The organism is Hymenobacter aerilatus, assembly GCF_022921095.1.
GTDB classification, from domain to species: domain Bacteria; phylum Bacteroidota; class Bacteroidia; order Cytophagales; family Hymenobacteraceae; genus Hymenobacter; species Hymenobacter aerilatus.
This window is the reverse complement of the sequence record NZ_CP095053.1, coordinates 1,137,435-1,151,067: the sequence shown is the minus strand read 5'-3', so window position 1 is coordinate 1,151,067 and position 13,633 is coordinate 1,137,435. Positions and strand designations below refer to the sequence as shown.

The following is a 13,633-nucleotide window of genomic DNA, read 5'->3' as shown; positions in this document are numbered from 1 at the left end:
CAAGGCATCTCGCTCGCATCGTTGAGTTGGTCACACAACGTCAGTACGCGAAATGCTTCGACAAGCAAATGCCAGATAGAACAGGACGGCCTGACCTACCTTCACCCTATACTTAAATAGCAGCTGCCTAGCGCTGATTATTCTCTTCCTCCGCTTCCCGTGTCAGGGTAGTTATCCAGGAGCGCGTGATGTCGGACTCCAATTCGCTGCCGCGGCGGCGTACGTCGCCCAGGTCGCCGGCGGGACCGGGTAGGGTTTGGTTGACCCACCCTAGCACGTCGGCAGCTAGGCCGGGGAACAGGCCGTGGAAGGTAGCCAGCAGCTTGGCGGGCAGGCCCAGAATCAACTCGGCGTCGCCGCGGCGGCAGGCGTTCCAGATCTGACGGGCCGCCGTTTCAGCGTTCATGGAAACGGCCGGCAGCGAATCGGCAATCATAAACCAGGCGTACTCCTTGCGGTGCTGGCCCTTCACGATGGCATTGCGCGGGCTGCCCGTGCGCATCAGGCCAGGGCACACGGTGGTAACTTTGATGCCGTGCTGGCTCAGCTCGCTCCGAAACCCTTCCGAGAGTCCTACCAGGGCAAACTTGCTGGCGCTGTAGGGTATCAGATGCGGCACGGCCACTTTGCCCCCCAGCGAGGCAATATTCACAATTCGACCTTCGCCCCGGCGGCGCATATCGGGCAGTACGGCCTGCATGGCGTGCAGGGGCGCCCAGAAGTGCGTGTTCATCGAATCCTGAAAGTCGCGCTCATCCAGGTTATCGAGGGGGCCGGTGGAGATGATGCCGGCATTGTTGATGAGCACATCAATCGGCCCGAGATGCCCCTGCACTTCCGTCACGAGCGTGCGCACGGCTACGGGGTCGGTGAGGTCGCGCACCAGAGCCACCACCTCGCCGCCTTCAGCCGTCAGCTCACGCTGAGCACGTTCCAGTTCGTCGGCGTCGCGGGCGCAGATGGCGACTTTAGCGCCTTCGGCTACGGCTTGGCGAGCCAGCAGCAGACCTAGCCCGCGCGAGCCGCCCGTGATGAGTACTACCCGGTTGCGCAGCTCATAGCTGCCCCGGCGGTTGGTGTAGAGGGTAGCGGCGGCTAGCAGGGCACCCGCGCCCAAGGCAGTCAGCCAGTTGTTTCGGGTTTCTCGTTTCATATAGAAAGCTGTATGCAAAGTGAGCCGAAAAGGTTGCGCCCAACGCGCACAGATTCTGCCAGGGTAGGGCATCAAAACGGCGGGCCGTATGTTAACCCACACCGGGCGAGTCTGGCACTATCTTTAGAGGGAGTAGCACAGGTCAGGCTGCGTTGCCCGGCTTTCCTTCGCTTTCTGCCGTAGTTTTGCATTCGATATGAAATCAACTTCTCTTCTTATAGCTACCCTGTTGCTGGCCGCGCCTACTGCGCTGCTGGCGCAAAATACCAAGCCCCTACCCAGCCGTACGGCCACGCCGGCGGCAGCGGCCACCACTGCGCCGCTGCTCAACGAAACGCAACTCACGGAGCGCGCTACGGCCCTGACTGTCAACATGCAAAAGGGCCTGGGCTTGACTCCGCAGCAGGTGGAGAAAGTGCAGAAAATCAACCTCACCAGCATCCGAGCCGTGGAAACCGCCCGCGCCCAATACCGCCGCGACCTGCGCAAAATGGCTGGCATTGTGGAAGATGTGGGGCAGTCGCGCCTAGCTGCTCTGAAGGATGTTCTCACCCCTACCCAGTTTGACCGCTACCAGCGCAAGCGCGAGGAGAAAATGGGTGTGCCCAGCGGCAGCGCCGCCCAAGGCAACCCGGCACCTGGCCTACCCGGTGGGTATGGGGAGTAATGAGATGGTAAAATTTTGAGTAAAAGAAAACACGTGTCATCCTGAGCTTGCGAAGGATCTTCTCACGCAAGAACGACAGGCGTTAAAACGACTCGTGCAAACGTGAGAAGGTCCTTCGCAAGCTCAGGATGACACGCGTTTTCTTCTACTCACTACACCTCATATCACTATTTCACCATCTCCCAGGCCAGCTTCAGAATCACGCCGCTGACTACCACCAGAAACAATACCCGCACAAAGCCTACCCCTTTTTTCAGGGCGAGGCGGGAGCCCAGGGTGGCGCCCAGCATGTTGCAGGCGGCCATGGGTAGGGCCACACGGTAGATGATATGGCCGGTGATGGCGAAGTAAGCGAGGCTAGTGAAGTTGGTGGCGGCATTCACCATTTTGGCTGAACCGGACGCCGTGAGAAAATCGTAGCCAAACAAGCCTACGAACGCAAACAGCAACATACTGCCCATGCCCGGCCCGAAAAAGCCGTCGTAGAAGCCCAGCCCTACCCCTATCAGCAAGCCGTAGAGCAGCTCACGTTGGGCAGACAGGCGCGGGGCGTGCAGCTGCCCAAAATCTTTGCGCCAGAAGGTATACACGGCAATAACCACCAGCAGCCCCAGCACCAACGGCCGCACCAAATCCTGCGGTAGGTGGCTCACGGCCCGCGCGCCCAGCAGCGCAAAAACGCCGGCCGTGCCCGCCGCCAGCCCTACCACCCGCCACCGGATGGGCACCTGCCCAGCGTAGCGGCGAAGCGCAATCAGCGTCCCCATCATCGACGATACCTTACCAGTGCCCAGCACCGTGGGCACTGGCACGCCGGGCAGCAGCAGGAGCATGGCAGGCGTTTGAATCAGGCCGCCGCCGCCCACGATGGAGTCGATGAAACCGGCCAGAAAGGCAAATCCGCATAGCAGGGCAATGGTACTTGTGGCAATCATGCGGGCGAAGATAAAGTTGATTTGCTGTTAGCTGCTAGCTTTTGGCTGCTCGCTAACAGCTTCACTCAATCCAACCTCCATGCACTGGCCGCGTACCTCTGCGGGAATCCTACCCTCCCCTGTATGACGGAGACCCTCTCCCATCGCGAAAAACTCCTGACGCTGGCCGGCGTGCTACTGGCTATGTTTCTGGGCGCACTCGATCAGACCATCGTTTCCACGGCCCTACCCCGCATTGTAGAAGACCTCAACGGCCTCGACCGTTTCACGTGGGTGGCCACGGCTTACCTGGTGGCCAGCACCACGCTGGTGCCCATCTACGGCAAGCTGGCCGACATGTACCCACGCCGCACCCTGGAAATTATAGTGGTCATCATCTTCCTGATTGGCTCGGCGCTGTGCGGACTGGCCGGCGAGTTTGGCCCCCTACCCCTGCTGGGCGACGGCATGAACCAACTGGTCATTTTCCGGGGGATTCAGGGGCTGGGCGGTGCGGGACTGTTTGCGCTGGCGTTCATCATCATTGCCGACTTGTTTCCGCCAGCTGAGCGGGGTAAATACCAAGGGTTTACGGGGGCGGTGTTCGGCACATCGTCGGTGCTGGGGCCGTTTCTGGGCGGGTTGCTGACGGACCACGGCACCGGCTGGATTCCGGGCGTGGCGGGTTGGCGACTGGTGTTCTACGTGAACCTGCCGCTGGGCGCGCTGGCCCTGTGGTTTATCCTAACCTACATGCCCAAGCTGGCTCCCCAGGAAACCGGCAAACGGCTCGATTACCTGGCAGCGCTACTGCTGTTGCTGGGGCTGGTGCCGCTGGTGGTGGCCTTGCAGCTCAACAAAGCTACCTACCCCTGGACCTCCCCCATCACGCTGGGGCTGCTGGCGGGGGCGACTGTGGCCCTCGTGCTGTTCGTGCTTCGCTCCCTGCGTTCCGACAATCCCATTCTGGCCTTTAGTCTGTTTGAGAATCCGGTGTTTCGGGCGGCCAACGTGGCTATTTTTCTGCTGGGTGGTGCGTTTCTGGGACTAGTGATTTTTGTGCCCTTGTTTATGGTGAACGTGCTGGGCGTATCGGCCACGAAAGCCGGCATCAGCCTGATTCCGCAGTCGTTGGGGGTTGTGACGGGCTCCGTGTTGGCCGGGCAAATGGTGTCACGCTTTGGTCATTATAAGTACTGGATGCTGGGCGGCGGTGTGGTGTTGCTCGCGGGCCTTGGCCTACTGGCTACCATGCCCGAGGACGTTTCGTACACGCGCGTGCTGGTGTACCTGGCCATTTGCGGGATTGGGCTGGGGCCTACCATGCCGCTCTACACGCTGGCTATTCAGAATGCCGTGGAGCCGCCGCTGATGGGGCAAGCCACCTCTGCCAGTCAGTTTTTCCGGCAAATTGGTGGGGCCATTACCACGGCTTTGCTGGGTACGGTGCTCACGCTCACGCTAGCCCAGGCCCTACCCGCCACGGCGGAAACGGCCGCTGGTGCCGCCTCGCGCACGGCTGCTACCACCGGCGAAGGCCCGGCCCTACCCTCTGAGCTGGCCAGCACCCCCGGCGGGGCGGGCACCTCGCCGGCCGTACGGCACGCGTTTTCAACAGCCATTCAGCGAGTGTATCTGGTGGTGATTGTACTGGCCGCGCTGGGCTGGGCGGCCACGTGGTTTGTGCCCGAGCGGCCCCTGCGCAAAACCAACGAAGTAGGCGAACCCGACGTGGCCGGGTAGAACTTTGGGTAGGAATGGTTGTTAAGTGAGAGTTGTTAGTAATGTGAAAGGTGCCTGTCATCCTGAGCACAGCGCAGGACCTTATCACGCAAGGACAAGTCGTTGGTACGTCAGTCGTTTGACTGGCATAAGGTCCTGCGCTGTGCTCAGGATGACAGGCACCTTTCACATTACCAATAACTCATCAATTTGAACCTATACAGATGAAAACGCCTTCTTCTCTCCGTCTGAGCGTGCTCGACCAGTCGCCGGTGCGGCAGGGCGGCACGGCGCGGCAGGCCCTGCTGGAAACGGTGCAGTTGGCCCAGCACGCCGAGGCCCTGGGCTACACCCGTTTCTGGGTGTCGGAGCACCACAACTCCGAGTCGCTGGCCGGCACTACCCCCGAGGTGCTGATGGCCCATCTGGCCGGCCAGACCCAGCACATCCGCATCGGCTCGGGTGGGGTGATGCTGCCGCACTACTCGGCCCTGAAGGTGGCCGAAAACTTCCGCCTGCTCGAAGGCCTGTTCCCTAACCGCATCGACCTGGGCATTGGCCGGGCGCCCGGCGCCGACCGCCTCACGGCCCAGGTGCTCAACCCCAGCAACCAGTTCAACGAGCAGGATTTCATCGAGCAACTGATGGACCTGGACCGCTACCTCACCGACCGCGCCGACCCGGAAACCATCCAGACCAAGATCAAAGCCGCGCCGCTGATTGATACCGTACCCGAGCTGTGGCTGCTAAGCAGCAGCGGGCAAAGCGGCCTGTTTGCGGCGTATCTGAGCATGGCCTTCACGTTTGCGCACTTCATCAACCCCCACGGTGGCCCCGAGGCGGTGCAGCAGTACCGCGAGAAGTTCCGCCCCTCGGCGCGCCTACCCCGCCCCGAAGCCAGCATGGCCATCTTCGTGCTCTGCGCCGACACGGAGGAGAAAGCGCAGGAGTTGGAAGACACTCTGGCCCTGCAAATGACCCTGCTCGAGACTGGCTCGCGCGGCCCTACCCCGCCCTACGCCACCGTGCGCGACTACCCCCTGGCCCCCGCCCAGCGCGCCCGCCTGGAATACAACCGCCAGCGCATGGTGAGCGGCACGCCCCTGCAGGTGAAAATGCAGCTGGAAAAGCTGGCCGCTGACTACGGCGTGGAGGAAATCATTGCCGTTACCATCACCTACGATTTCCAGGACCGACTCCGCTCGTATGAGCTGCTGGCCGAAGCATTTGCGTTGCAGCCGGCGGCGCACGTAGCATCCGTATAACCCTATAAAGGTCCGAGGTCAGCGCCTCGGACCTTTCTTTTAATAGCCCGACTCGCAATGCTTGTCTGTTGCCATAGGCATAGCATACAGCCGTAAGCTACCCTGCCCAACACGTATCTAATAGAATTCTAATAACATCCCCTGGCAGCCGTCGTACTTTTGTGCGCATCCTAGTCTTTCCTTTTCATGACTGAACCTGCTCCCGCGCCTACCCCTTCCTCTGGTTTCTCTACCCTGCTAGCCCGCATTGCCAGCGAATGGTTTTTGCTCGGTCTGGGCGGAGTAGTGCTGCTCGCCTACCTGTTCCCGAGTGCCGGCAGCGACGCCAGCCCCCTACCCTGGCACACCATCACCACGGTAGGCGTAAGCATTATCTTCTTTGCCTACGGCCTACGCCTGAGCCCCGCCAAGCTGAAAACCGGCATGCGCAACTGGCAACTGCACCTCGTGACGCAGCTCACTACGTTTGCGCTTTTCCCATTGCTGGCGCTGGCCGTGCGGCCCTTTTTTGCGGGTGCAGAAGGCGCGCTGCTCTGGCAAAGCATCTTCTTTCTATGCGCTTTGCCCAGCACTGTGTCTACCTCGGTCGTGATGGTGAGCATTGCGCAGGGCAACATTCCGGCGGCTATTTTCAACGCTACCCTGTCGGGGCTGCTGGGCATTGTACTCACGCCGCTGCTTACCGGGCTGGTGCTGCAGACCAGCGCCGCCGGCATTCCGCTGCAAGACCTTGTGCTGGATCTGGTTGGGCAGGTGATTGTGCCGGTGGCGGCCGGCGTACTCCTCAACCGCTGGCTGGGGGCCTTTGCTGAGCGCAACGGCAAGCTGCTGCGCACCTCCGATCAGATTATTATTCTGTTGATTGTCTTCACGGCTTTCTGCGAATCCTTTGCCGAAGGCGTATTTAGTAGCTACGCGCTGTGGGATGTGGTGGGCTTAAGCGTGGGTATGGTAGCGCTGTATTTTGCTGTGTTTGGGCTGGTATGGGGGCTGGGGCGCCTACTCAATTTCCCGCGCGAAGACCGGATTACGGCCGTTTTTTGCGGTTCCAAAAAATCGTTGGTGCATGGTAGTGTCTTTGCTAGTCTGCTGTTTCCGGGGGCGGCAACGGGCGTGCTGCTACTCCCGCTCATGCTCTACCACGCGCTCCAGATTATTGTGGCCAGCACCATGGCCCAGCGCATAGGCCGGCAAACAGCTATGGCGTCGGCGGTGCCGGCAAGCGAGTAGAATTTATGGCCAGAAAGTTGACAGGCAAGTTGTACTTTTGTCATCCCGTCTTTCTGGTTTTCGCTTTTTATATATGCCTAAGCGTTTATTTATCCTTGCTTTTTTTGTATTTATAACTGGTACCGCCTTAGCCCAGACGCCCGCCAAAGACCTGCGCACCGCCGTACTGAAAAACAAGCCGGCCGAGGTGCAAACGCTTCTCACAGGCGGAGCCGATGCCAACGCCCCCGTTGAGATGGTACCGGGCTTCCCTACCTCCTACCTCTTCATCGCCGCCGACAACAACCACTTGGACGTGGCTAAAAGCCTGCTGCACCACAAAGCCCAGGTAAACAAAGGCGACAAGTTTCAGCTGACGCCCCTCATGGCCGCCGCTTCTAAGGGTTACCTCGAAATGGTGCAACTCCTGCTTACCAACGGCGCCGACGCCAAAGCCAAAGACGAGGAAGGCAAAACGGCCTTGGCCTACGCTAAAGAGGGCAACCACGCTGCCGTAGTTGCCCTCCTCGAACCTAAAACCAAATAGTCTGGACTATTATGCCGGTCGGCCCACAGCGGCTGGCCGGGCAATTGCCTCAGGCGCTGCCGCCCGCCGGGCCGGGCGCCGGTTGCTTTTCTGCCGTTTGTTCAGCCAGATAATCACCCCCGTAATGGGTAGGCTGGTGGCTATCAGGCAAGCCAGAAAGTAGAGAATCTTGGAGAATGTACCTGCTACTTCGCCCGTGTGCAGGGGCTTGATGAGGCTAGTTAGCTGCTCGTTGAAGGGCTTAGCGGCGAAGATATCGGCCTTGAGTACGGCGCCGCTGTACTGGTCCAGCGTGAGGCGGTCGGTGCCAGCCAGGGCAAAGAAGCCCGTTTTGGTTTTCTGCACGCTGGCTGAGCCTTCCGGGCCCTTGGGCAGGTTTAGGCGCACATCACCGGGGTAGGCCAGCTGGCGGTTGGCCAGAGCCAGGTAGTCGTCGGCGGAGAGGGTTTGGCCCGTGGTGGCCGGTACGGCAGAGGGTAGCGGCTTTTCGCCCCGCCCGCCGAATACTTTAGCACCCAATACGCTGCTGAGCCCGTCGCGGTACCACTCAAACGACCAGCATAGGCCCGTCAGCGACATCACCGTAAGCAGCCCCAGCGCGTAGAACCCCAGCGTATTATGTAGGTCGTGGTTGAGGCGCTTAGGGCTGGCATTGGTCTTAATCACGAAACCAGGCCGCCACATCTTCCACTTGCTCCATTGCTTCAGCTTGGCCGGTGCCCACAGCGCCAACCCGGTTAGCTGCAACACGATAAAAATGAGTGTGGCGCTGCCTACTAGCAGTTGCCCTACCCCTCCTTCGATCAGCAGCCAGCGGTGCAGGCCCATCACGCTCCGAAAGAACTCCGACACACCCGTTTCGGTGTTGCCCTGCACAGCAGCCGTGTAGGGATTCACGAGCAGTGTTTGCGAGTCCTGGTTGCCACGCTTGCCGCCTTTGCCGCCGCGGCCTTCCTTGCCACCCCGTTTATGGCCTTCGCCACCGGGCTTACCACCGGCTTGCTGCTCGGCTTTTTCCTCGGCCAGCTGACGCGCCAGGGCTTCTCTGGTGGTGAGGGAAAAGGTCCAGGCCCGCTCGGCGTCGGCGGGAATTCCCAGGCCCACCACTTTGCTGGCCGGGTAGGCCTGCTCTAGCCTGCTCACCAGGGTAGCGGCTGGCAGCGGTTGCCCAGTGGCAGGCGGTGTTACGTGGTAGGCCTGCGCCTCCACGGCCTGCACAATCTCATTGCGGAAGGTATATAGAGTACCGCTCAGGCATACAATAAATAGGATAAGGCCACTACCTACCCCCAGCCATAAGTGAATGTCCAGGATAAACTTGCGTAGCGTGTAACCATTTTTCTCAGTTTTCACAGGAAGGAATGAAGAGTAAGGAATGAATACAGAAGAACCGCTGGCAATTTAGACAAATTATAAATTATATACCTATAGGTTGTAAATCATCCCGGTGCGCATTAGAGTTTATGGACAGTAATGAAAAGGAATTCCAACGCTTTGGAGACGTCCTGCTGAGCGCAGCCGAAGCATCCCTACCGAATGATTTCGGGCCAACAAAGCGGTAGAGGTGCTTCGGCCGCGCTCAGCAGGACGTTCTTTTTACTTACTGTCCACACAGCCTAGCAAGGCATAAAAGCAGCTATGCACGCGCAACCGTACAAAGGCTATTTAGAATGTATAAAAATAATAAGCCAGATTATTTGTTTTAACCCCATTTTAATACGTGCTTTGCCAATATTTTGAATCGCTCTAAATAACGCATGGCAACACGTTTCCTCTCCATTCCTTTACTCTTTGGTCTTTCCTTACCGCTGACTACCTGGGCACAGGCTACATCACATGCAGCAGCCCGCCACGTGCAGCAAGAAACCGGTACGCTTACTGGCCGCATACAGCTAGCCGATGAGCAAGCGGCCGAATCGGTTTCGGTTCTGGTGAAAGGCACGTCGCTGGGCACTACGACCGATGCAGAGGGCAATTTTCGCTTGCAGGCACCAGCCGGTTGGCTGACGGTAGCCGTGACGCATGTGGGTTACGTTACGCAACTCCTGACAGTGCAAATAAAAGCGGGTGAAGCGGTTACCCTACCCCCACTGACGCTGGCGAAGGACCAACGTCAGCTCTCGGAAGTGACCGTGATGGGCAACCGCACTATCAATGAAAAGCCCGTGGCCGCGGGCAAGCTGCCGGTGCGCCCCCTGGATCTCCCTCAAAGCATTGTCACCATCGACCAGCGGGTGCTGGAGCAGCAGCAGGTGCTGCGCGTGAGTGATGCGCTGGCCAACGTGAGCGGCGTGTACGTGATGGGCACCACCGGCGGCACCCAGGAAGAGCTGGCCAGCCGGGGCTTCTCGATGGGGAGCAACAATACCTTTAAGAACGGTGTGCGCTACAACAACGGCGCCCTGCCGGAAGCCACGGCCCTGGAAAGCTTCGAGGTGATGAAGGGCAGCAACGCCATTTTGTACGGCAACGTTGCGGCCGGCGGCATCATCAATCTGGTTACCAAAAAGCCTCGTTTCCAGCAGGGTGGGCAGGTAGGGATGCGCGTGGGCAGCTACGATTTCTACAAGCCGTTTGTAGATGTATACGGGGCTGTGAACAACTCTGAGCACGTGGCCTATCGGGTGAATGCCACCTACGAAAACGCCCGCAGCTTCCGGCAGGGCGTGTCGTCGAACCGCTTCTACGTGAATCCGTCGCTGCTTTTCAAGGTAGGGCAGAAAACGGATTTGCTGGTGGAGGGCGACTACCTGCACGATGAGCGCACACCCGACTACGGCATCGGCACCATCAATTACCGCATTGTGGACGTGCCGCGCAGCCGCTTTCTGGGGCCGAAGTGGGCGTATAACAACACCGACCAAACCAGCCTCACCACTACCCTCACCCACCGCCTCTCCGACACCTGGCAGGTGCGCCTGCTAGGTGGCTACCAGGGCTACGACAATGACCAGCGTAGCACCTCCCGCCCCATTGGCGTGCTGGAAAACGGCGACTGGAGCCGCAGCGCCCAAGGCAGCCAGACCATGCAGGATTACTTTTTGGGCGAGCTGGACGTAACGGGCAAGTTCAAGACGTTTTTCCTCGGCCACGCTGTGTTGGTAGGCCTGGATGCCGACAAGTACAACACCACCACGCCCTCGTACACGGCCGTAGCCTACGACAAAATCAACATTCTGGACCTGGACAAGTACAAGCAGCGGGCCGACATGCCGGCGCTGTCGTTGGCCTCGCGCAACCATACCCCCATCCGGCGGGTAGGGGCTTACGTGCAAGACCTGATTAGCGTGGGGGAGAAGGTAAAAGTGCTGGCTGGCGTGCGCTACACCTACCAGGAAACCGGCACGAAGTCGCTGGCATACAAGGACTACTCTATTACGCAGAGCAAGCGCTATGACGACGCGTTTTCGCCACGTCTGGGCCTTGTATATCAGCCTATCAAAACCAGCTCCGTCTTTGCCTCTTACTCTAACTCATTTGTGCTGAACACGGGCATTGATCGGAATGGCGGGGCGCTGCCGCCTTCTACCCTCAATCAGTTTGAGGTAGGCGTGAAAAACGATTTGTTCAACGGGGCGCTGTCGGCCAACGTGACGGCCTACCACATCGTGAACGACGGACAGGCGCAGACCATTCTACAAAACAGCCCCAGCTTCAATTCGGACTTCCCCAATGCCCAAGAGTTGGCCGGCGAGGTAACCAGCAAAGGGCTTGAAGTGGACATTCTCAGCAAGCCTTACCAAGGCTGGTCGCTGATTGGCGGCTACAGCTACAACCACACCTCTTATACCAAAAGCAATATCTATGAGGTAGGAAGCCTGCTGCGCTATAACCCCAACCACACGGCCAACCTGAGCCTGTTTTACACGCTCGACCATTCCATTCTACGTGGCCTTCAGGCTGGCTTCACGGCTTACTACGTGGGCGAGCGGCAGGCTGGCCGCAGCACCCGCCAGGTAGGCAGCAATGGCCAGCCCATCAACGACACGTTCAAGCTAATTCCGCTGTCTAGCTACACGCAGTTCGATGCGTCGGTGGGCTACGCCTACCAGCGCCTCACGCTGCGCCTGAAGCTCTCCAACCTGCTCGACAAGCTCAGCTACAACGCCCACGACGACAACAGCATCAACCCCATTGCGCCGCGCCAACTGGCTGCTACGCTCACCTATCAGCTGTAAAACAATACAGGCTTCACCTCACGAAAAAAGCTCGGCCGTAGGAACGCCAACACTTTGAACGGGGCTGCGTTAAGCGAATACTATTTGCTTAACGCAGCCCCGTTTTATGTCCTCCCCTCCCACCGCTGGCCTGCTCCCTACCTTCCGCCGCAACTGGACGTACTACCTGACGGAAGCAGCCGGGGCAGCTACGTTCATCATCGTGGCGTCGTGTGCGGCGGTGGTGGTGCAGCACCCTAGCTCGCCGGTGCGGCAGTGGCTCGGCAACAACGAATTGCTGCGCCACATGGTGCTGGGCCTACCCATTGGGCTGGCCGTGGCCCTCATGACCTATAGTGCCTGGGGGCAGCGCTCGGGGGCGCACCTGAACCCGGCCGTGACGCTGGCCTTCTGGCAGCTGGGTAGCCTCCGCGCCACTGATGCTTTTTGGTACGTGGTGTTTCAGTTTGGGGGCGCCCTGGCTGGGGGCATGCTTATGGAACAGGCTTTGGTGCATTGGTACGACCATCCAGCCGTCCGGCAGAACGTGACGGTGCCCGGCCACTGGGGCGTAGGCATGGCACTGCTAGCCGAAGCTGCCATTTCGGCCTTCTTTATGTTTGTGTTGCTCTGGGCGCTTCACTCTGAAACACGGCGGAAGTATGCGGGTTGGCTGCTGGCTGGCTTACTGGCGCTATACATTGCGTTCGAAACGCCGCTTTCGGGTATGAGCCTAAATCCGGCCCGTTCGCTGGGCACGGCCGTGGCAGCCGGAAACTTCACGGGACTATGGGTGTATTTTGTGGGCCCCATCGCGGCTATGTGGCTGGTGGCGGTGCTGTTTCAGCGCTACTACCACCATGCTACCTTCGACTGCGCTATTCTGGCCGGGTGCGCTACCCCTACCGAAACGGGTCCGTATGCCAGGCAGCAACCGCAGTTTCCCGATCCGCAGGGCGACCAGTAGCCGCCGCACTGCCTGCCCTCTACTAGCGTCAGCGCAAGTTCTCATCCTAACGCCTAACAGCCTCCGCCCCTACCCCTTAGAAAGGGTAAGACCGGAGGCTGTTAGTGCAGGCAGCTATTGAATTTATTTGCCGTAGACGCCCGCCAGGAACGTTTTCAGGTCGGTGGGGCGACGACCCAGCAGTTCCTCCAGGGTAGGGCTGCTGAGGTTGAACTCATCGGCGGCCATGGCTTTCGACAGGCCGACCATCATGGTCACCACGGGTTCGGGAACATGGTGCTCGCGCATACCCGCGGCCAGTGCTTCCGGCGAGATGGGCACGTACTGCACCGGCTGGCCGGCTACCTCACGCAGCGTAGCCGCAATATCCTGGAAAGAATAGGCCGGCGCGGGCGCTAGGTCGTACGTTTGGTTGTCGTGGCCGGGGGTGGCCAAGATGGCAGCCGTGGCCTCGGCCAGGTCCTGGCGCAGCGCGTAGCTCACCTTGCCGTCGCCGGCCGCGGCGTAGAGCTGCCCGCTGGGTAGCGCGTTGTCGCCAATCATCATCGGCAGAATGTCCAGATACAGCGTGTTGCGCAGCATGGTGTAGGTCAGGCTCGATTCTTTCAGGTAGGCTTCGGTAGCTACGTGGCTGGGCGAAGCGCCAAAGTGCGAATCGGCCGAAGGGTTTGTAACGCTGGTATAGAGTACGTGGCGCACCCCGGCTTCCTTGGCCGCGTCAATCACATTTTTGTGCTGTTGTAAACGGTTTTCCAAGTCGTCGCCGGAAATCAGCAGGACTTTCTCCGCGCCCTGAAAAGCTGCTTGCAGCGCGGCTGGGTCGTTGTAGTCGCCCTGTCGCACCTGCACGCCCTGGGCACTCAGGTCGGTGGCTTTTTGCGGGTCCCGCACCAAGGCAATCAGTTGGTTGGCAGGAACTTTAGACGATAAGGCGTTGAGGGTAGCCCGACCGAGGTGGCCGGTAGCTCCGGTGATGGCAATCATGCGCTTGGTTCTTTTAGGTACAATAGTTACTTTTAGTAACTCAAAGCT

General features: G+C 59.6%; 11 protein-coding genes. 7 read left to right on the top strand and 4 right to left on the bottom strand.

What is annotated here, in order from left to right; genetic code table 11:
* Window positions 1-127: 127 nt before the first annotated feature.
* A complete protein-coding gene (locus MUN82_RS04890; RefSeq protein ID WP_245095404.1) occupies window positions 128-1,153 on the bottom strand; it encodes an SDR family NAD(P)-dependent oxidoreductase in 1,026 nt (341 codons plus the stop codon).
* 196 nt (window positions 1,154-1,349) lie between these two features.
* Here MUN82_RS04890 and MUN82_RS04885 point away from each other — a divergent pair, with 196 nt between their 5' ends.
* Window positions 1,350-1,820 carry a DUF4890 domain-containing protein gene (locus MUN82_RS04885; RefSeq protein ID WP_245095402.1) on the top strand — a complete coding sequence of 157 codons (471 nt, stop codon included), beginning with the start codon at window positions 1,350-1,352 and terminating at the stop codon, window positions 1,818-1,820.
* Window positions 1,821-1,987: 167 nt separating this feature from the next.
* Here MUN82_RS04885 and MUN82_RS04880 read toward each other — a convergent pair whose 3' ends face one another.
* A complete protein-coding gene (locus tag MUN82_RS04880) occupies window positions 1,988-2,755 on the bottom strand; it encodes a sulfite exporter TauE/SafE family protein (RefSeq protein ID WP_245095401.1) in 768 nt (255 codons plus the stop codon).
* 123 nt (window positions 2,756-2,878) lie between these two features.
* Between MUN82_RS04880 and MUN82_RS04875 the strand changes: the two genes are divergently transcribed.
* From MUN82_RS04875 to MUN82_RS04860, 4 genes are all read left to right on the top strand, one after another.
* On the top strand, window positions 2,879-4,477 hold the full coding sequence (locus MUN82_RS04875; RefSeq protein WP_245095400.1) for an MDR family MFS transporter: 1,599 nt from the start codon (window positions 2,879-2,881) through the stop codon (window positions 4,475-4,477).
* Between the two features lie 203 nt (window positions 4,478-4,680).
* Window positions 4,681-5,721 carry an LLM class flavin-dependent oxidoreductase gene (locus MUN82_RS04870; RefSeq protein WP_245095399.1) on the top strand — a complete coding sequence of 347 codons (1,041 nt, stop codon included), beginning with the start codon at window positions 4,681-4,683 and terminating at the stop codon, window positions 5,719-5,721.
* A 186-nt stretch (window positions 5,722-5,907) separates the two neighbouring features.
* Window positions 5,908-6,951, top strand: a complete 1,044-nt coding sequence (locus tag MUN82_RS04865; RefSeq protein ID WP_245095397.1) for a bile acid:sodium symporter family protein — start codon at window positions 5,908-5,910, stop codon at window positions 6,949-6,951.
* Between the two features lie 73 nt (window positions 6,952-7,024).
* Window positions 7,025-7,477, top strand: a complete 453-nt coding sequence (locus MUN82_RS04860; protein ID WP_245095395.1) for an ankyrin repeat domain-containing protein — start codon at window positions 7,025-7,027, stop codon at window positions 7,475-7,477.
* Between the two features lie 9 nt (window positions 7,478-7,486).
* On the opposite strand, the gene MUN82_RS04855 is transcribed toward MUN82_RS04860, so the two are convergent.
* Entirely contained in the window at window positions 7,487-8,830 is a 1,344-nt protein-coding gene (locus tag MUN82_RS04855) for a PepSY-associated TM helix domain-containing protein (RefSeq protein ID WP_245095393.1), read from the bottom strand.
* Between the two features lie 404 nt (window positions 8,831-9,234).
* On the opposite strand from MUN82_RS04855, the gene MUN82_RS04850 reads away from it, so the two are divergent.
* Together MUN82_RS04850 and MUN82_RS04845 are read left to right on the top strand one after the other, a co-directional pair.
* Complete coding sequence (locus MUN82_RS04850) at window positions 9,235-11,655, top strand: TonB-dependent receptor (protein ID WP_245095392.1); 2,421 nt, start codon at window positions 9,235-9,237, stop codon at window positions 11,653-11,655.
* Between the two features lie 106 nt (window positions 11,656-11,761).
* Window positions 11,762-12,601 carry an MIP/aquaporin family protein gene (locus MUN82_RS04845; RefSeq protein ID WP_245095390.1) on the top strand — a complete coding sequence of 280 codons (840 nt, stop codon included), beginning with the start codon at window positions 11,762-11,764 and terminating at the stop codon, window positions 12,599-12,601.
* A 123-nt stretch (window positions 12,602-12,724) separates the two neighbouring features.
* Here MUN82_RS04845 and MUN82_RS04840 read toward each other — a convergent pair whose 3' ends face one another.
* Window positions 12,725-13,585, bottom strand: a complete 861-nt coding sequence (locus MUN82_RS04840) for an SDR family oxidoreductase (RefSeq protein ID WP_245095388.1) — start codon at window positions 13,583-13,585, stop codon at window positions 12,725-12,727.
* Window positions 13,586-13,633: the final 48 nt, after the last annotated feature.

What these genes read in the sequence shown, in the direction of transcription:
- MUN82_RS04890 (WP_245095404.1), bottom strand. Translation starts at nt 1,153, where the DNA reads ATGAAACGAGAAACCCGAAACAACTGGCTGACTGCCTTGGGCGCGGGT.
- MUN82_RS04885 (WP_245095402.1), top strand. Translation starts at nt 1,350, where the DNA reads ATGAAATCAACTTCTCTTCTTATAGCTACCCTGTTGCTGGCCGCGCCT.
- MUN82_RS04845 (WP_245095390.1), top strand. Translation starts at nt 11,762, where the DNA reads ATGTCCTCCCCTCCCACCGCTGGCCTGCTCCCTACCTTCCGCCGCAAC.
- MUN82_RS04865 (WP_245095397.1), top strand. Translation starts at nt 5,908, where the DNA reads ATGACTGAACCTGCTCCCGCGCCTACCCCTTCCTCTGGTTTCTCTACC.
- MUN82_RS04860 (WP_245095395.1), top strand. Translation starts at nt 7,025, where the DNA reads ATGCCTAAGCGTTTATTTATCCTTGCTTTTTTTGTATTTATAACTGGT.
- MUN82_RS04840 (WP_245095388.1), bottom strand. Translation starts at nt 13,585, where the DNA reads ATGATTGCCATCACCGGAGCTACCGGCCACCTCGGTCGGGCTACCCTC.
- MUN82_RS04850 (WP_245095392.1), top strand. Translation starts at nt 9,235, where the DNA reads ATGGCAACACGTTTCCTCTCCATTCCTTTACTCTTTGGTCTTTCCTTA.
- MUN82_RS04875 (WP_245095400.1), top strand. Translation starts at nt 2,879, where the DNA reads ATGACGGAGACCCTCTCCCATCGCGAAAAACTCCTGACGCTGGCCGGC.
- MUN82_RS04870 (WP_245095399.1), top strand. Translation starts at nt 4,681, where the DNA reads ATGAAAACGCCTTCTTCTCTCCGTCTGAGCGTGCTCGACCAGTCGCCG.
- MUN82_RS04880 (WP_245095401.1), bottom strand. Translation starts at nt 2,755, where the DNA reads ATGATTGCCACAAGTACCATTGCCCTGCTATGCGGATTTGCCTTTCTG.